Source organism: Leifsonia sp. LS1, assembly GCF_020521355.1.
Lineage (GTDB): Bacteria > Actinomycetota > Actinomycetes > Actinomycetales > Microbacteriaceae > Leifsonia.
Genome location: NZ_BPER01000002.1, coordinates 393,712 through 410,245 on the forward strand (window position 1 = coordinate 393,712; position 16,534 = coordinate 410,245).

Consider the following 16,534-nt stretch of genomic DNA (forward strand, 5'->3'; position numbering starts at 1 on the left):
CCGTGACGCGATGGACAGCGGACGGATGAGCGACCGGGCACCCGGGGCGGCGGTCATGGCGCAGGTCGTGCGCCTGCACGACGCGGCCCCGCCGCGGACGCCGTTCGCCCGTGCCCTCGGGGTGACCCCGCTGGCGGACGAGACGATCCCCTGGTTCGTCGGCGCCCTCGGCGAGCGCGAGATCGGCGCTCGCCTCGCTCGCCTTCCCGACGGGTGGCGCGTGTTCCACGCGCTGCCCGTCGGGTCGGGCGACGCGGATCTCGACCATCTGGTGGTCGGACCGGCGGGCGTCTTCGTCATCGACACCACCCACCACCGCGGCGCGCGGGTGTGGGTCGCGCAACGATCCATGCGGGTGAACGGCGCCACGGCACCCTCCCTGCGGAACGCCGACCTGGAGGCCTCGCGCGTGCGCGGCCTGCTGGCGACCGCGGGGATCCAGGCGCCCGTGCGCGCCGTCGTCGCCGTCGTCGGGGCGAAGGAGCTGCGCATCCGCCAGCGCCCGCGATCGGTGGATGTCGTGCGCGGCGAGGAGCTCGTGCACTGGCTCACCCGGCGTCCGGCCGTGACCGACGCGGCCGCCGTGGACGCCGTCACCCGGCTCGTGGACGAGCCGGGCACCTGGCGGACGGCCGGGCAGCTGGTGGATGTCGCCGACCGTTTCGCCCGCATCGAGAGCGAGGTCGGCAGCGCCCGCCTGGTGCGCGCAGGCTGGGCTGTCGCAGCGGGGCTCGCCCTGTTCGCCGCCGTCCTCCCGTTCGTCCCGCGCTGACGCCGCCGCGGCCCGGACCTCAGGCGGAGTGGGCGGACGTCCGCATGACGACCGTGAGGGCGCCGTCGGCCTCCGCGGCCTCGAGGACGACCTCGACGGCCGTGAGCTCGCCCAGGGATGCGAGATGGGTGCCGCCGCACGGGATGGCCGCGGTCCCGCCGGGCAGCGCGCACGTCCACAGGCGCCGGTCGCCGAGCCCGTCGCCCTCGCGCGTGATCGCGACCGCTGCGCCTGACGCCACCCACTCCGCGAGCAGCGCGTTCGCCGCCGCGGCGATCTCGTCGAGCCGGCCCGGGAGCTCGGCGGCGGGGAACCCCTTCTTCCGCAGGCTCTTGCCGATGCGGTACTCGTCGCGCGAACCGTCGGGCAGGATGCGGGAGGAGGTGATCGCGAGGCGGTCGAAATCGGGGCGACCGCGTCCGTCACCGGGCACCTCCTTCGTCCACAGCGGCGCGAGAGCGTCGTTGAGGGCGAGGGAGGCGAGGTGGCAGGCCGTGTGGCCGGCCGACAGGGCACGACGCAGGCCGGGTTCGACCTCGATGGCCGCCGACGCACCCGGCTCGATGCCGTCGGCGTCGTCGACCAGGTGGCAGACGACGAACGACCACCCTGCGGTGCCGGTCCGCACGGGCGCGTCGCCGACGTGAAGCGTCTCACCGTCGGTCGCCCCGACGACGGCGTCGACCACGGCCCGGGCACGGCCCCCGACGGTGATCGTGCCGATGTCGGCCGGCTGGTCCGGCCACACCGGATCGACGGCATGGAAGGCGGTCCGGTCCAGCACGACGGCGGTGCGCCCGTCCGGACGGGGCTCGATGTGCACGACGGTGCCGGTGGATGAGACGTCGCCGGCGAGGTAGGTGACGACGGTGTCGGTACGCGGGAGGGTCATCCCCCCAGCGTACGGGCCGCGCCCGGGCGGACCGCTAGGCTGACGCCGTGGGCAGGCGAACGACCGCGCAGACGAGTGGCGGCAGGCGCGCCGAGCGCGCGCGAACGCACGCGTCGCGCGTACGACGGCCTCGCACGGCGGTCGCGCTCGGCGCGGTCGCCGTGGTCGTGCTGCTCACCGCCTGCACCCCGATCCAGGAGGCGCGGCTGCAGGACGACGCGGAGTCGTCGCCGTTCATCTCCTCCTTCTACGAGCAGCCGGAGCCGCTGCCCGCGGGATCACCCGGGGACCTCATCCGCACGTCGCCGGCGGTCGGCGCCCCTCCCGGAGCCGTCGCCTACCGCATCCTGTTCCACTCGACCGATCTCGACGGCCGCCCGGTCGTCGACTCGGGCCTGCTGGTGGCCCCCGGCTCCCCCGCGCCGGCGGGCGGGCGCACGATCGTCTCCTGGGGGCATCCGACCACCGGCGCCGCGGAGAAGTGCGCGCCATCGCGCTCCGACGACCCGTACGACAGCGTCGAGGGGCTGACCGACTTCCTGAACCGCGGCTACGCGGTCGTCTACACGGACTACACCGGGATGGGGACGGCCGGCCCCGACTCCTATCTGGTCGGCGGGACGGAGGGCCGCAACGTCCTCGACGCCGCCCGGGCAGCCCGGAACGTCCTCGGCCGCGACGGCAGTGAGCGCGTCGTGCTGTGGGGTCACTCCCAGGGCGGCCAGGCCGTGCTGTTCGCCGCCCAGCTCGCACACGGCTACGCTCCCGAGCTCGACGTGCAGGCGGTGGCGGCCGCGGCACCCGCGACCGATCTCGCGTCCCTGCTGCGCGCCGACATCGGCGACGTCTCCGGCGTCACGATCGGCTCCTACGCGTTCCAGGCCTACGCGTCGGTCTACGACGAGCCGCTCGCGAGCATCCTGACCCCGCATGCCATCACCGCGCTGCCCGCCATGAACGACCTGTGCCTGCTCTCGCAGAACAAGGAGCTGCACACGATCGCCCAGCCGCTCGTGGGGCGGTTCCTGACGGACGATCCGGAGACCACCGAGCCGTGGTCGGGTCTGCTCGCCCAGAACACGCCGGGCGCGACGGCACTGACGATGCCGCTCTTCGTCGCGCAGGGCGAGGACGACAGGCTCGTGCGGCCGACCTCGACCGACGCGTTCGTGCGGACCGAGCGTGACGCGGGCACGACGGTGACGTACGACCGGATCCCCGGCGCCACGCACGCCACCGTCGCGCTGCGCTCGCTGCGATCGCTCTTCGACTGGCTGCACTCCGTCGGAGTGAGCGGCACGTCGTCGAGCGCCACGGCCGCGGCCGCTACGGAGTGAGCGTCGCCACGTAGTCGGCGTGCTCGTCCATCCACGACGAGACGATGCGGTCGTACGCGGATGACTCCGCGCCGCTGTTGAACATCGCGTTCTCGAGCGAGTAGAGCAGGTCCGAGTCGAGCGTGAAGCCCTTCACCCATCCGGCGACCTCGGGGAACGTCGCCGAGAAGTCCTTGCTGCCGATGGAGTGGATGGACTCCGCGTCGCCGAGCGCACCCTTGGGATCCTTCAGATCCTTGAGGTCGAACTCGTCGTACGCCCAGTGCGGACGCCACAGCGTCACGGCCACGTCGTCGCCCTTCTTCATCGCGGCGGTCAGCTCGGCGAGCATTGCGGGGGTGGAGGACGTGACGAAGTCCATCGAGCCGAGCCCGTACTCCGGGATCACCCTGTCCTGGGTCGCCTGGGTCAGGCCGGCGCCCGGCTCGATGCCGACGAGCCGGTTGCCGAAGTCCGCCGAGTGGGCGGCGAGCTCGTCGAGCGAGTCGATCGGAGCGTCCTTGTTGACCGCGATGGTCAGCTTGGCCTCGTCGTTCCAGGCGCCGAGGTCGGTGAGCTTCGAACCGTACTTCTTCATGTAGGCCTCGTGCGTCGTCGGCAGCCAGCCGTCGAACGCCACGTCGTAGTCCCCGGTCGAGAGCCCGGCGAAGGCGGGGCCGGCGTCGGCGTACTCGAAGTCGACGGTGTAGCCCTTCTTCTCGAGCACGTGCTTCCACAGGTAGGAGGCGGCCTCTCCCTCCGGCCAGCCGTTGAACACGGCGACCGTGATGGTGCCCTTGTCGCCGCCGCTCGCGGTGGAGGCCGCGGTGACCGCGGTCCCGCCGACGGCGACGAGCACCGCCGCGCCGAGCACGGCCAGGGCACGCTTCGGCATGCGCAGGCGCGCGCGGCCGACCGAGGCGGTCAGACGGTCGAGGACGATCGCCAGGATCACGACCGACACACCGGCCTCGAAGCCGAGGCCCACATCCACCCGGCTGAGCGCCTGGACGATGTCGCGGCCCAGGCCGCCCGCGCCGACCATGCCGGCGATGACGACCATCGAGAGCGAGAGCATGATCACCTGGTTGACGCCCGCCAGGATGGACGGCATGGCCAGCGGCAGCTGGATCTGTCGCAGGATGCGGCGCGGCGGAGAGCCGAACGCGCGGCCGGCCTCCACCAGCTCCTTGTCGACGCCGCGGATGCCCAGCTCGGTGAGGCGGACGCCCGGGGCCATCGCGAACACGATGGTCGCGACCATGCCCGGCACCACGCCGACGCGGAAGAGGATGAGCGCCGGGATCAGGTAGACGAAGGCCGGCATCGTCTGCATGAAGTCGAGGATCGGGCGGATGATCGCGGACGCGGTCTTCGACCGGGCGGCGAGGATGCCGAGCGGCACGCTGATGGCGATCGCGATCGCGGCGGAGACGAGGACGAGGGCGAGGGTGTCCATCGCGTTCGACCACTGGTCGACGCTCGCGATCACGAGGAGGCCGACGACGGTCCCCGCACCGAAGACCCAGCCGCGCAGCCACACGGCCAGCACGGCGAAGATGAGGATGATGCCCCAGAACGGCGGGGCCTGAAGCAGCCAGTCCATGCCGTCGTAGAGGCCGGTGAAGACCATCCGGACGACATCGAAGAAACCGCCGAGGGTCGTGGTCACGAAGTCGACGGCGTGGGAGGCCCACTCGCCGAGGGGGAGCCGGATGCCGTTCACGCGCGCACCTCCTCACCGCGGGCGGATGGTTCGTCGCCGGCGGACTCCTGCAGGGCGAGGGTCATCGCGTCGACGGGCACGGTTGCAGGCGGCTCGACGACGACGGGGATCTCCGTCGTGTCGCTGGACACGTTGCCGAGGGCGGCGAGCAGGGTCACGCGCGGGATGACGCCGAGCAGCCGCTGCTTGCCGTCCACCACGGCGAGCGGCAGGTCGCTGCCGACGGAGGGCTCGACGAGCTCGCTCAGCACCTCGTCGCGGTCGACGGACGCGATCTCCTCGCGGATCACTTCGCGGAGGTCGCTGCGGCCGTCGCGCACCTGGCGCATCACGTCGCGGTCGCGCACCGCGCCGAGCAGGGCACGACCCTGCCCCACGACGAAGGCGGCCGAGGTCTGGAGGTCGCGCATCGTGCGCATGGCGGCGCGCGGACCGCCCGCCACGGTCACCAGCGCACGGGCGGGCTCCATCACGCTCGCGGCGGTGAGCACGCGGGCGCGGTCGACGTCCTGCACGAAGCTGGCGACGTAGTCGTTCGCGGGATCGGTGAGGATCTCCTCCGGCGTCCCGGTCTGCACGATGCGGCCGTCGCGCATCACCGCGATCCGGTCACCCAGGAACATGGCCTCGTTGAGGTCGTGCGTGATGAAGACGATCGTCTTGCCGAGGGAGCTCTGCAGCTCCAGCAGCTGCTCCTGCATCTCGCGGCGGATGAGCGGGTCGAGGGCGGAGAACGCCTCGTCCATGAGCAGGACGTCGGTGTCGGCCGCGAGCGCCCGGCCCAGGCCGACGCGCTGCTGCATGCCGCCGGAGAGCTCGCTCGGGAGCTTGTCGCCCCAGCCAGCGAGACCGACCAGCTCGAGCACCTGTTCGGCGCGGGCGCGGCGTTCCGCGCTCGGGGAGCCCTTGACCTCCAGGCCGTACGCGATGTTGTCGAGCACCGTGCGGTGCGGCAGCAGCGCGAAGTGCTGGAAGACCATGGAGATGTGCCGCTGGCGCACCTCCCGCAGCCGCTTGCCGGTCAACCCGGTGATCGTCGTCCCCATCACCGACACCTCGCCGGCGGTGGGCTCCAGGAGGCCGTTCAGCAGCCGGATGAGGGTCGACTTGCCGGAGCCGGAGAGACCCATGACGACGAAGATCTCGCCGCGCTGCACGGTCAGCCCCGCATCGATCACCGCGGCCGTCCCGAGGCCCGAGACCTCCTGCCGGGAGGAGCCCTCCCGGAGCCGGCGGACCGCCTCCTGGGGCTTGCGCCCGAATACCTTGTAGATGTTCTTCGCCTCGACGGCGACAGACTCGCTCACTTGTTCTCCGCAGGCACGCATCGCACGGGCACGATGTCGGCCGGTGGTTGCGCCCGGGTGGTGGGCGTGCTGCGGCATCCGGGCCGCTCGAGCGCGGACTCTCCGCGCGAACGACCGCCGCCGGCGCGACCATCGGGGTGCGCCCACGCCCAGCCGACCGTACGCTCCGGGCGGGCCGCTGGTGACGGCCGCGCGCCCGGGTCGCGGGCTGGGTTCACGGCCCCGTTCCGTGCTGTCGGAGCACACCGGGGCGCCTTCGACGGTATCAGCCATCACGGGTCGGATGCCAAATCGCTTCCGCGACGCCCTCGTGATACGGCAAAGTGGTCACCATGGCCGAAACGACCGCGGATCACCCCTGGCAGCGCGTCCCGATCGAACCCCAGAGCGTGGACGCCCCGCTCTCGCGGGCCGCGATCTTCCTGGTGGTGACGGTGGCCGGGACACCGGAGGCCGCCGCCACCGTGAAGGACGTGCTCGGGGATCTCGCCGGCCTGGTGAAGACGGTCGGGTTCCGCGATCTGAACGCGCATCTGTCGTGCAACGTCGCGATCGGCGCAGCCTTGTGGCCGCGCCTCACCGACGCCGCGGCACCGCGGGAGCTGCACGCGTTCCGGGAGATCCGCGGCAGCGCGCACACGGCAGTGTCGACGCCCGGCGACCTGCTGTTCCACATCCGGGCGGAGCGCGGCGATTTCACGTTCGAGTTCGAGCGCCTGCTGCTCGGTGCACTGGGCGACGCCGTGACGGTCGTCGACGAGGTCACCGGGTTCCGCTACTTCGACTCCCGCGACCTCCTGGGCTTCGTCGACGGCACGGCCAACCCGACGGGCTCCGAGCTCGGCTCGGCGGCGATCGTCGGCGACGAGGATCCGGTGCACGCGGGAGGCAGCTACGTCGTCGTGCAGAAGTACCTGCACGACCTCGGCGCGTGGAACGCGCTGAGCGTCGCAGAGCAGGAGGCGGTGATCGGCCGCACCAAGCTCGAGAACGTCGAGCTCGACGACGTGGAGCACGGCCGCAAAGCCCACAAGACGCTGGCCACGATCACGGGTGAGGACGGCGTCGAGCACGACATCCTGCGTGACAACATGCCGTTCGGGCGACCGGGGCAGGGCGAGTTCGGCACCTACTTCATCGGGTATTCGCGCGCGCTGTGGGTGATCGAGCGGATGCTGGAGCGGATGTTCGTGGGCGACCCGGCCGGAGGCTACGACCGCATCCTGGACTTCTCGACGGCGGTCACCGGCACGACGTTCTTCGCGCCGACCCGCGGCTTCTTGGAGGCCCTGGCCGACTGACCGACGCCGATGCCGGCGAGCACGATCGCCAGACCGAGCACCTGGCGGCCGGTCAGTGTCTCCCCCGCGACGACCGCACCGAGCAGGACTCCCGCCACCGGGTTGAGCAGGCCGATCAGGCCGACGGTCGCGGGTCCCAGGTGACGCAGGCCCGCGAACCAGGCGAGGAACGCGACGGCCGTCGCGACGACCGTCACATAGGCGAAGCCCGCGATCGCCGGCCCGTCCAGCGCCGGGGGCGCGCCCTCGAGCACGAGTGCGGGCGGGAGCATGAGGAGCCCGCCCGCGACGAGCTGCCACGAGGTCGCCGAGAAGACATCCACCTCCCCCTCCCATCGCGTCGCCAGCACGTAGCCGACGGACGACAGGAGCATCGCCGCGACGGCGGCGACCACGCCGAGCGGATCGACGCCCTCGGCGGCGCCCAGCAGCATGACCGCGACACCGACGGCCCCGGAGATGCCGCCGGCGAGGGCGAGCAGGCGCGGACGCTGCCCCAGGATCAGCCATGCCAGCGCCATCATGGCGAGCGGCGAGGCCGCCATCACGGTGGCCGCGACCCCGGAGGGCAGGAGGTGCGCCACCGCGTACACGAGCGCGAAGAATCCGCCCGAGGTGAGCAGCCCCAGCACCGCGGAGCGCCACCACCACGCCCCGCGCGGCAGCCGCCGCTTCACGAGCAGCAGCAGGAGACCGGCAGGCAGCGCGCGCAGCACCGCTCCCCAGAGCGGCTCGTCCGGGAGGACGGCGCGGGTGACCACGTAGGTGGAGCCCCACGCGACCGGGGCGACGGCGGTGAGCGCGATCCAGCCCCAGCGAGCGGACGACGACGGCGAAATAGCTTCCATGGAAGTTAGTTTAGCTTCCCGGGAAGGTATTGTGGCGGGCATGGAGCATCCCGATCACGTCGCGCGCATCCAGGATGAGTGGCGCCGCGAGCGGCCCGATGTCGACGTGGCGCCGCAGGGTGTCATCGGCCGGCTGCACCGTGTCGCGTCCCGGCTCACCGACGAGCTGACCGCGGTGTATGCGCAGCACGGGCTCGGCGAGGGCGACTTCGACGTGCTGGCCGCGCTGCGCCGGGCGGGCGCGCCGTTCGAACGGACTCCCGGCGAGCTGGCCGCGCACACCATGATCACCACGGGCGGGATGACCAAGCGCCTCGACCGACTCGAACGCGCCGGCCTCGTGGCGCGCCGCACCGCCGTCGGCGACGGCCGCGGCCGGGTCGTCGCTCTCACCCCGCTCGGGCGCGAGACCATCGACGCCGCGTTCGCGGCCCACATGGCCAACGAGCGTCGCCTGCTCGACGATCTCCCCCCGGACGACGCCGCCGCACTGGAACGCATCCTCACCGCCTGGCTCGCCCGCCTGGAGCCGTGACCCCGCGAGGGGTGAGACGGGCCGTCCGCAACAGGTCGTCATGAACATGGCGACCGACGCCGGCGTGAGGGTAGAAACGAGCGATCATGTCGCGCATCTTCACGAGTAAATTCAACCCCGGCAAAGCCAGGTGGGAGCTGGTCGTCAGCCCTCAGGGCGACGTGTACGCGTTCCCGCTCACGCTGCCCATCGCGCAGCGCCAAGTGCTGGGCGGGCACAAGCGCTACCTCGTCGGGAAGGTCGAGCGCGGGACCGCCGCGTGGACGGCGGCCGGCCCCTCCGGTCTCGTCTACGGCACGACGTTCCCGTCGCTCCCGTCCGCCCTGGAGGCCATCGCCGACGAAGTCGACCTCGCGCCCGTCCCCTAGCGCGCCTCCCGGGCCACCGCACGCGAACGGAGGAGGAATCGGCCGAATCCCGCCGACCTGGACTCCTCCGTCGACCCCACTGTCGGCACCGGGGAGGTGGTCAGGAGGATTTCAGGAGGGCGTCCTCCAGGGCGACCCAGGGGAGCATGGCGCACTTGATGCGCGTGACATATTTGGAGACGCCGGCCAGGGCGACCGCGTCGCCCAGGAGCTCGTCGTCACCCTCGAGGGTGCCCTTGGAGTGCATGAGCTCGCGGAACGCGGCGACGGCCTCCCCGAGCTGCGCCCGGTCGACGTCGTGCACGAGGTCGCTCAGAAGCGACGCCGACGCGGTCGAGATCGAGCAGCCGTGACCCTCCCAGCTGATGGCGGCGACGCGTCCGTCCGCGCCGGTGTGGACGCCCACGGTGACCTCGTCTCCGCAGGTCGGGTTGAGCTGGTGCGAGCTGGCCGCGGCATCGTCACGCAGGCCGAAGCCGTGCTTCTCGCGCGCGTGATCGAGGATCACCTGCTGGTAGAGGTTCTGCAGATCGCTGGAGGTCATGCGGCCACTCCGAAGAAGGCGCGGGCGTCGGCGACGGCGGCGACGGCCGCATCCACGTCGTCCGCGGTGTTGTAGAGGTAGGTGCTGATGCGCGTGCTCGCGGTGGCGCCGAAGCGGCGGTGCACCGGCTGGGCGCAGTGGTGGCCGACGCGCACGGCGATGCCGCGATCGTCGAGGAACTGGCCGACGTCGTGCGAGTGGATGCCGTCGACGACGAAACTGGCGAGACCGACGCGCGGCGTGCCCGCGCCGGGACCGAGGACCCGCACGCCGGGGATCTCCGCGAGCGCCGCGAGCATCCGGCCCCCGAGGGCCTCCTCGTGGGCGGCGATGGCCTCCATGCCGACCGCGTCGAGGTAGTCGACCGCCGCGGCGAGCGCGACGGCCTGCGAGACGCGCTGGGTGCCGGCCTCGAAGCGCTGCGGCGCCGGGAGGTACTCCGCACCCTCGAGGGTCACGGTGGTGATCATCGAGCCTCCGGTGAGGAACGGCGGGAGGGCGTTCAGGAGGTCGGATCGGCCGTACAGCGCGCCGACACCGGTGGGTCCGAGCATCTTGTGCCCGGAGAAGACGGCGAAGTCGACGTCGAGGGCGGCGACGTCGACGGGCAGGTGCGGCACGGACTGGCAGGCGTCGAGGACGACGAGGGCACCGTGCTCGTGGGCGAGCGCGACGAGATCGGCGACGGGGGCGACGGCGCCGAGCACATTGGAGACGTGCGCGAAGGCGACGACGCGCGTGCGCGGGCCGATGAGTTCGGCGGCCTGGTCGAGCCGCAGCGTCCCGTCGTCGTGGAGCCCGATGATGCGGAGGGTGGCGCCGGTCCGCGCGGCGAGCTCCTGCCACGGCACGAGGTTGGCGTGGTGCTCGGCCTCCGTGGCCACGATCTCGTCGCCCGGGCCGAGTCGGAAGCGGGCGGCGGCCGCGCCGCCGCGCCCGAGGGAGGCGTTCGACACCCCGTACGCGATGAGGTTCAGGCCCTCGGTGGCGTTCGAGGTCCACACCAGCTCATCGGGGCGCGCGCCGACGAAACGCGCCACGCGCTCGCGGGCCCCCTCGAACAGTTCGGTGGCCTCCCCCGCCACCGTGTGGGCGCCGCGGTGCACGGCGGACGTGTACGTCTCGGCGAACGCCCGCTCGGCGTCGAGCACCTGGCGCGGTTTCTGGGAGGTGGCCCCGGAGTCGAGATAGACGAAGGGGTGCCCGTTCACCTCGCGGGCGAGGATCGGGAAGTCCGCGCGCAGGCGGGAGGGGTCGAGGGTGTCGGTGCGCATACGGTCCTCAACCATACAAGCGCCTCCTGCAATCCCGCCGTGCGCGAGGCAACCCGCGATACGCCGGCCGGCGGGGCGGCGGACCGGTCCGCTCGGTAGGCTGGGCGGATGGTCGAACGCACGAACGGCTCCCCCTGGTTCTTCATCGCGGGCATCGCGCTGATCGCCGTCGGCCTGGCCGCTCCCCTGGTCGTCGACACGCTGACGGGGCAGGTGCAGTGGCTGGGACGCGGTGCGGGAGTCCTCGTGGCGATCGGCGGGGCGGTGCTGCTCGGCTTCGGCATCCGGCGGCGGCGCGGTCGGTAGGCGTCCGGACCGTCGCTCCTAGACGGCTTCGCCGCACCGGCGTAGCGTCGCAACGTGCGCTCCCGCCTGCCGATCCTCGCGGCCCTCGCGGCCGTCGTCCTGGTGCCCGTCGTGGCCGCGACCCCGGCCTCCGCCGCGACCACCGGCCTCTGGGCCGGGTGGGGGACGACCTCCCCCACGTCCTACACCGTCCAGGTGGCGAACACCCCGCCGCTGACGGCGACGGTGAGCACCGACTCGCGCACGGGACAGATCGGCGTGATCTCGGGCACATCGACCTGGCTCGCCGCGGGCACGCCCGTCGGCGCGAAGTACGGGTCCAGCCAGGGTCGTCCGTATCTCAACCTGCGGCCGAAGGCGGATAACGCCGTCTCCCCGTCCACCACCACCTACGCGTTCGCCGCTCCCACACCGACGTCCGGGTGGACCTTCGTGCTGGGCGACATCGACGCGGACACGGTGCAGATCCGCGCCGTCGGCCCGGACGGCACGGCCCTCACAGCGGCCCAGCTGGGCTTCGACGGGGGCTTCAACTATTGTGCGCCGGGCATCGCCGGCAAGCCATCGTGCTCCGGCTCGGCGACCGACGTCCCGACCTGGGATCCGGCGACCCAGACCCTGACCGGCAACGCGGCGGCCGCCGACACCAACGGCGCGGCCGCGTGGTTCGAGCCGAACGCGCCGATCGCGACCCTCACCTTCGTATACACCCAGCGCGCGGGTCTCCCCGTCTATCAGACGTGGTTCGCCTCCCTCGCCCGGGACATCACGGGCACGGTCTCGACCACCGACGCCAGCAGCCCCGCCGGCGCCGCCCTCACGCTGGCAGACGCGAACGGGACGGTCGTCGGCACGACCACGTCCGGCCCCGACGGCTCGTACTCCTTCCCGGGCGTGCAGGCGAGCGACGGCTACACGGTCTCCCTCACGCCGCCCGCGGGGTGGATCGCCGACGCTCCGATCTCCCGGCCGGCCGACCTCTCCGCGACGGACGCGGTCGCGGACTTCTCGATGCACGTGATCGTCCCCGTCGCCGTGGGCGGCACCGTACGCGACACGGCCGGAAACCCGGTGCCCGGCGCCACCGTCGAGCTCGCGCCCGGCATCACGACCACCACCGGCCCGGACGGCGGCTATCTCTTCGACGAGGCCGCCGTCGGGCCGTACACCGTGCGGGTGACCGGTGTGCCGGACGGCTACTCCGTCGTCACGCCCGGACAGCCGATCACCGTACCTCCCGGCGTCGCGACGCCGATCACGGGCGTCGACTTCGTCGTGCGCGAGAACCCGGGCCTGAGCGGCACGGTCACGGACGCGGCCGGACCGGTCGCGGGTGTCGTGATCACCGCAACGGGGCCGGACGGAACCGTCGGCGCTGTGACCGGGGCCGACGGCACGTACACCCTGCCGCGCCTCGTGCCCGGCGACTACGCGGTGACGATGACCCCTCCCGAGGGATACGTCGTCAGCGGTGCGGACGAGCGGGACGCGACCGTGACGACGGACGACGTCACCGGTGTCGACTTCGCCCTGGCGAAGACGGGGTCGGTCGCCGGGGTCGTGACGTCGGACGCGGGCGAGGTGGCCGGGGCCTCGGTGCGGGTCGACGGTCCGGGAGGTTCGACCTCCGTGACCACCGCGGCCGACGGCTCCTACGATCTCGGCGCCCTACCTCCCGGCGACTACACGATCACGCTCACGCCACCGGCCGGCTTCACGGCCGACGGACCGGTCACGCGCACCGTGACGATCACGGCGGCGGGCGACGCGGTGGTCGGCCAGGACTTCGCGCTGATCGCGCCGGCGACGCCGGCTCCGCCGCCGCCCAGCGGAACCGGCGGCGGGTCGACGCTCCCCACGGGTGAGCTGGCCGACACCGGCGGAGCGGCGCCCGGAGCGCTGCCCGCCCTCGCAGTCGTCCTCGCCCTGACCGGTGGGATGGCGCTCCTGACCGGGCGGCGCCTGCGCGCCCGGCGCGGCTGAACCGTCCGCTCAGCCCCAGATGGGCCGGGCGGCGACGGCGGCGTCGCGGATGCGCCCGCCGGAGAGCACGCGCGTCCCCTCGGTGAGCCCGAAGGCGGGCCACTCCCACGCCAGCGTCACCGGTCCCTCGGGCGGGAGCGGCCACAGCCACAGGTCGCCCGAGAAGACCTGGGTGTCGTCGCTGCCGCCACCGCTCCAGTTCGCCATGCCGAGCACGTGCCCGTCCGGCTCGGTGAGCTCCCCCGGCAGCCACCAGGACTCGCCGTCGGCGACGAGACGCTCCCCGTCGGCGAGCTCGACACCCAGCCGCAGCGCGCCGAGCTGCTGCTCACCCGGGAGGCGCGGGCCGGCGACGCGGCGCACGAGGGCCGCCCAGGCGGCGTCGTCCTCGTCGAGCCGGCGCAGCCTCCACTCGACCAGGAACAGGGCGCCGTCGGAGTAGGCGCGCACACCGGCCAGGAGGAGCGCGAGGTTGTCCGTGGTCGCGAGCACCGCCGTCTCGGCCAGCGCGTGGGGCAGCTCGTCCTCGGGGGGTCGCGACCAGCGCGGAGTGCGGGACCGCTGCAGGTCGCGGCCGTCCGCGGAACGCTCCTCGCGCTCGGGGAAGAACCTCATCGACACCCCCATCCGTCCGCCGCTTCGGGTGCAGGGGCGGACCGTGTGTGGACACACTACCCGCGCTCCGCGCCGCCTGACCAGGGTCGGTCGGTCGTCGCCCCTGGCCCCGGGTCGGACGGCTGCCTAGACTCCGACCATGCGCCCAGCCGGGCCGACGAGACGCCCCGGCCGATCGCCGAGAGGAGCATCGATGGCCACCGTGACCTCCGCCGACGGCACGCACATCGCCTACGAGACCGCGGGCGCCGGGCCCGCGATGGTGCTCGTGGACGGCGCCTCCTGCCATCGCGCCTCCGGCCCGATGCGGCCGATCGCCGCGGCACTCGCGCGCCGGCTGACCGCTGTGGCCTACGATCGCCGCGGGCGCGGGGAGAGCGGCGACACCCTCCCCTTCGCCGTCGGGCGGGAGATCGAGGACATCGCGGCCCTGATCGACGCGATCGGCGGCCCCGTGACGCTGTTCGGCATCTCCTCCGGCGGCGCGCTCGCGTTGACTGCGGCGGCCGCGCTCGGGCCGGAGCTGGTGGACGCTCTGGTGGTCTACGAGCCGCCGTACGTGCCCGAAGGCGCGCAGGAGCCGGCCCAGGCCTATACGGCCGCCCTGCACGACGCTCTCGCCCGCGGCGACCGCGACGCGGCGGTGGAGCTCTTCTTCCGACGCGTCGGGGTGCCGGAGGATCAGCTCGCGGGCCTGCGACAGTCGCCGTTCTGGTCGGGCACGGTCGGCCTCGCGCCGACGCTCGCGTACGACGACGCGGCACTCGGCGACTCCCTGGTGCCGGACGAGGTCGTCGCGGCGCTCCGCGTGCCGGTGCTGGGGCTCGCGGGCGGCGCCACCCCGGAATTCCTCCGCTACGGCGCCGCCACCATCGCCGCCGAGGCCGTGGACGGTCACTACGCCGAGCTGCCGGGCCAGACGCACGCGGTCGAGGCCGATGCTCTCGCGCCGGTGCTGACGGACTTCGTGGCGTCGGCGCGCTGACTGCTTCTGCCAGGATCGGAGGATGACCGCCTACCACGCACGCCGGGCCACGACCGAGACGTTCGAGCTGGCCGAAGGCCCCGTGTGGGACGCGGTGAACGACCTCGTCCTCTGGGTCGACATCCTGTCAGGGACCGTGCTGTCCGGCCGGCTCGACGGCGCGGGCATCACCGTCACCGGGTCGCGGTCCTTCGGCGAACCGGTCGGCGCCGTGCTCCCGGCGGCCGATGGGCGCCTCGCCGTCGTCGCCCGGGAGCGCATCCTGTTCGCGGCGGAGGGCGGCGCCGTGGAGGCGGGACCGGTGGTGGTCCCGACCGGAGCCCGCAGCCGCACCAACGACGCCGCGGTGGACCCCGCCGGGCGCCTGCTGGTCGGCACGCACCCGTTCGACGGAGGCGACGGGCCCGAGGTCCTCGTCCAGCTCGACGGCGACCGCGTCCGCGTTCTCGACGACGATCTCCTGCTCTCCAACGGGCTGTGCTGGTCGCCCGACGGCGGCACGCTCTACTCGGTCGACACCCTCGCCGCGACGGTCTGGGCTCGCGACTACGACGTCGTCTCGGGAGCGACGGGGCCGCGCCGTGTGCATCTCGAGGTGGACGGAATGCCCGACGGCATGTGCGCGGACACCGACGGGAACCTGTGGATCGCGTTCTGGGGCCGCGGCGAGGTGCGCCGCTACGACGCGACGGGCGCGGTGATCGACACGGTCGCCGTCGACGCCCCGCACACGTCGAGCGTCGCGTTCGCCGGACCCGGGCTGCACACCCTGGTCGTCACGACCGCACGCGCGGATCTGGACGCGGACGCGCTGGCGGCGGCGCCCGCGTCCGGCGCGCTGTTCACGGCGGAGGTGGCGGCGCAGGGACTGCCGCAGCCGCGCTACCGGCGCTGAGCGGGGTCTAGCGTGTGGCGCGCCGCACCCGGCTGCGCTGCTCCCCGAGCCCGTCGATCGCCACGCGCACCGTGTTCCCCTCCACGAGGTACGGGAACCGGCCGGAGAGCGCGACGCCCTGCGGCGTGCCGGTGTTGATGATGTCGCCGGGCTCGAGCACCAGGTACTGGCTGAGGTCGCGGACGAGCGCCGCGACGCCGAAGATCAGGTCCGCCGTCGTCGAGTCCTGCCGGGGCTCGTCGTCCACCCACGAGCGCAGCCGCAGCCTCGTGCCGTCGACCTCGTCGGGGGTGACCAGCTCTGGACCGAACGGATTGAACGTCTCGGCGCTCTTGCCCTTCGACCACTGGCCGCCGGAGACCTCCAGCTGCCAGGCGCGCTCGGAGACGTCGTCCGAGACCGCGAACCCGGCGATGCAGGCCTCCGCCTCGGCATCCGTGTCGAGGTAGCGGGCGCGTCGTCCGATCACCACGGCCAGCTCGACCTCCCAGTCGACGCGCTCGGCGCCGGGCGGCAGGAGGATGTCGTCGTGCGGTCCGACGAGCGTGTTGGGGTGCTTGAAGAAGACGATCGGATGCTCCGGCGGCGCTGCCCCCGACTCGGCGGCGTGCGCGGCGTAGTTCTGGCCGATGCACACGATCGCCGCCGGGCGGCCGACGGGCGGCCCGACCCGCAGGTCCGCGGTCTCGGCTGCGGCCTCCGGGAGCTCTCCGGCGGCGAGCGCGGCGGCGGTGCGGGCGATCCCGTCCGCCGCGAAGAAGGCCGGGTCGATGTCGGGCGCGACCCGGTCGAGCTCGAAGAGCCGGCCGGCGGAGCGGACGTACGGTCGTTCGGCTCCCGCCGGGCCGAGGCGCTGGAATCGCATGC

17 protein-coding genes are annotated in these 16,534 nt (G+C 73.2%); 9 read left to right on the forward strand and 8 right to left on the reverse strand.

Annotation, left to right across the window (positions count from 1 at the left end; genetic code table 11):
• Positions 1-10: 10 nt before the first annotated feature.
• The gene (locus LLS1_RS05200; RefSeq protein WP_226653873.1) at positions 11-772 is read left to right on the forward strand and encodes a nuclease-related domain-containing protein; all 762 of its coding nucleotides are present in this window, start codon (positions 11-13) and stop codon (positions 770-772) included.
• A gap of 19 nt (positions 773-791) precedes the next feature.
• On the opposite strand, the gene LLS1_RS05205 is transcribed toward LLS1_RS05200, so the two are convergent.
• Positions 792-1,664, reverse strand: a complete 873-nt coding sequence (locus LLS1_RS05205) for a metal-dependent hydrolase (RefSeq protein WP_226653874.1) — start codon at positions 1,662-1,664, stop codon at positions 792-794.
• A 47-nt stretch (positions 1,665-1,711) separates the two neighbouring features.
• On the opposite strand from LLS1_RS05205, the gene LLS1_RS05210 reads away from it, so the two are divergent.
• A complete protein-coding gene (locus LLS1_RS05210) occupies positions 1,712-3,001 on the forward strand; it encodes an alpha/beta fold hydrolase (protein ID WP_226653875.1) in 1,290 nt (429 codons plus the stop codon).
• Here the strand turns inward: LLS1_RS05210 and LLS1_RS19520 are convergent.
• Together LLS1_RS19520 and LLS1_RS05225 are read right to left on the reverse strand one after the other, a co-directional pair.
• Positions 2,991-4,706 (reverse strand): ABC transporter permease/substrate binding protein, encoded by a 1,716-nt coding sequence (locus LLS1_RS19520; protein ID WP_308443792.1) that lies wholly within the window; start codon positions 4,704-4,706, stop codon positions 2,991-2,993. The two genes, LLS1_RS05210 and LLS1_RS19520, sit on opposite strands and share 11 nt — an antisense overlap.
• Positions 4,703-6,034 carry a glycine betaine/L-proline ABC transporter ATP-binding protein gene (locus tag LLS1_RS05225; RefSeq protein WP_226653876.1) on the reverse strand — a complete coding sequence of 444 codons (1,332 nt, stop codon included), beginning with the start codon at positions 6,032-6,034 and terminating at the stop codon, positions 4,703-4,705. The genes LLS1_RS19520 and LLS1_RS05225 overlap by 4 nt, the downstream gene beginning before the upstream one ends.
• A gap of 311 nt (positions 6,035-6,345) precedes the next feature.
• On the opposite strand from LLS1_RS05225, the gene LLS1_RS05230 reads away from it, so the two are divergent.
• On the forward strand, positions 6,346-7,314 hold the full coding sequence (locus LLS1_RS05230; RefSeq protein ID WP_226653877.1) for a Dyp-type peroxidase: 969 nt from the start codon (positions 6,346-6,348) through the stop codon (positions 7,312-7,314).
• Here LLS1_RS05230 and LLS1_RS05235 read toward each other — a convergent pair.
• On the reverse strand, positions 7,224-8,162 hold the full coding sequence (locus LLS1_RS05235; RefSeq protein WP_226653878.1) for a DMT family transporter: 939 nt from the start codon (positions 8,160-8,162) through the stop codon (positions 7,224-7,226). The genes LLS1_RS05230 and LLS1_RS05235 overlap by 91 nt on opposite strands.
• A 40-nt stretch (positions 8,163-8,202) precedes the next feature.
• Here LLS1_RS05235 and LLS1_RS05240 point away from each other — a divergent pair, with 40 nt between their 5' ends.
• Positions 8,203-8,697 carry a MarR family winged helix-turn-helix transcriptional regulator gene (locus tag LLS1_RS05240; protein ID WP_226653879.1) on the forward strand — a complete coding sequence of 165 codons (495 nt, stop codon included), beginning with the start codon at positions 8,203-8,205 and terminating at the stop codon, positions 8,695-8,697.
• Between the two features lie 86 nt (positions 8,698-8,783).
• The gene (locus LLS1_RS05245) at positions 8,784-9,065 is read left to right on the forward strand and encodes a hypothetical protein (RefSeq protein WP_226653880.1); all 282 of its coding nucleotides are present in this window, start codon (positions 8,784-8,786) and stop codon (positions 9,063-9,065) included.
• A 100-nt stretch (positions 9,066-9,165) separates the two neighbouring features.
• Here LLS1_RS05245 and sufU read toward each other — a convergent pair whose 3' ends face one another.
• Entirely contained in the window at positions 9,166-9,609 is a 444-nt protein-coding gene (gene sufU / locus LLS1_RS05250) for a Fe-S cluster assembly sulfur transfer protein SufU (protein WP_226653881.1), read from the reverse strand.
• Complete coding sequence (locus LLS1_RS05255; RefSeq protein ID WP_226654042.1) at positions 9,606-10,883, reverse strand: SufS family cysteine desulfurase; 1,278 nt, start codon at positions 10,881-10,883, stop codon at positions 9,606-9,608. Before LLS1_RS05255 ends, sufU begins: the two co-directional genes overlap by 4 nt.
• 108 nt (positions 10,884-10,991) lie before the next feature.
• On the opposite strand from LLS1_RS05255, the gene LLS1_RS05260 reads away from it, so the two are divergent.
• Positions 10,992-11,189 (forward strand): hypothetical protein, encoded by a 198-nt coding sequence (locus LLS1_RS05260; protein ID WP_226653882.1) that lies wholly within the window; start codon positions 10,992-10,994, stop codon positions 11,187-11,189.
• Positions 11,190-11,243: 54 nt separating this feature from the next.
• Positions 11,244-13,172, forward strand: coding sequence for a collagen binding domain-containing protein (locus LLS1_RS05265; protein ID WP_226653883.1), 1,929 nt, complete (start codon positions 11,244-11,246; stop codon positions 13,170-13,172).
• A 9-nt stretch (positions 13,173-13,181) separates the two neighbouring features.
• On the opposite strand, the gene LLS1_RS05270 is transcribed toward LLS1_RS05265, so the two are convergent.
• Positions 13,182-13,787, reverse strand: coding sequence for a hypothetical protein (locus LLS1_RS05270; RefSeq protein ID WP_226653884.1), 606 nt, complete (start codon positions 13,785-13,787; stop codon positions 13,182-13,184).
• 193 nt (positions 13,788-13,980) lie between these two features.
• Here LLS1_RS05270 and LLS1_RS05275 point away from each other — a divergent pair, with 193 nt between their 5' ends.
• Positions 13,981-14,772 carry an alpha/beta fold hydrolase gene (locus LLS1_RS05275; RefSeq protein WP_226653885.1) on the forward strand — a complete coding sequence of 264 codons (792 nt, stop codon included), beginning with the start codon at positions 13,981-13,983 and terminating at the stop codon, positions 14,770-14,772.
• Between the two features lie 22 nt (positions 14,773-14,794).
• Positions 14,795-15,667, forward strand: coding sequence for an SMP-30/gluconolactonase/LRE family protein (locus tag LLS1_RS05280; RefSeq protein ID WP_226653886.1), 873 nt, complete (start codon positions 14,795-14,797; stop codon positions 15,665-15,667).
• Positions 15,668-15,674: 7 nt separating this feature from the next.
• On the opposite strand, the gene LLS1_RS05285 is transcribed toward LLS1_RS05280, so the two are convergent.
• The gene (locus tag LLS1_RS05285) at positions 15,675-16,532 is read right to left on the reverse strand and encodes a fumarylacetoacetate hydrolase family protein (RefSeq protein WP_226653887.1); all 858 of its coding nucleotides are present in this window, start codon (positions 16,530-16,532) and stop codon (positions 15,675-15,677) included.
• Positions 16,533-16,534: the final 2 nt, after the last annotated feature.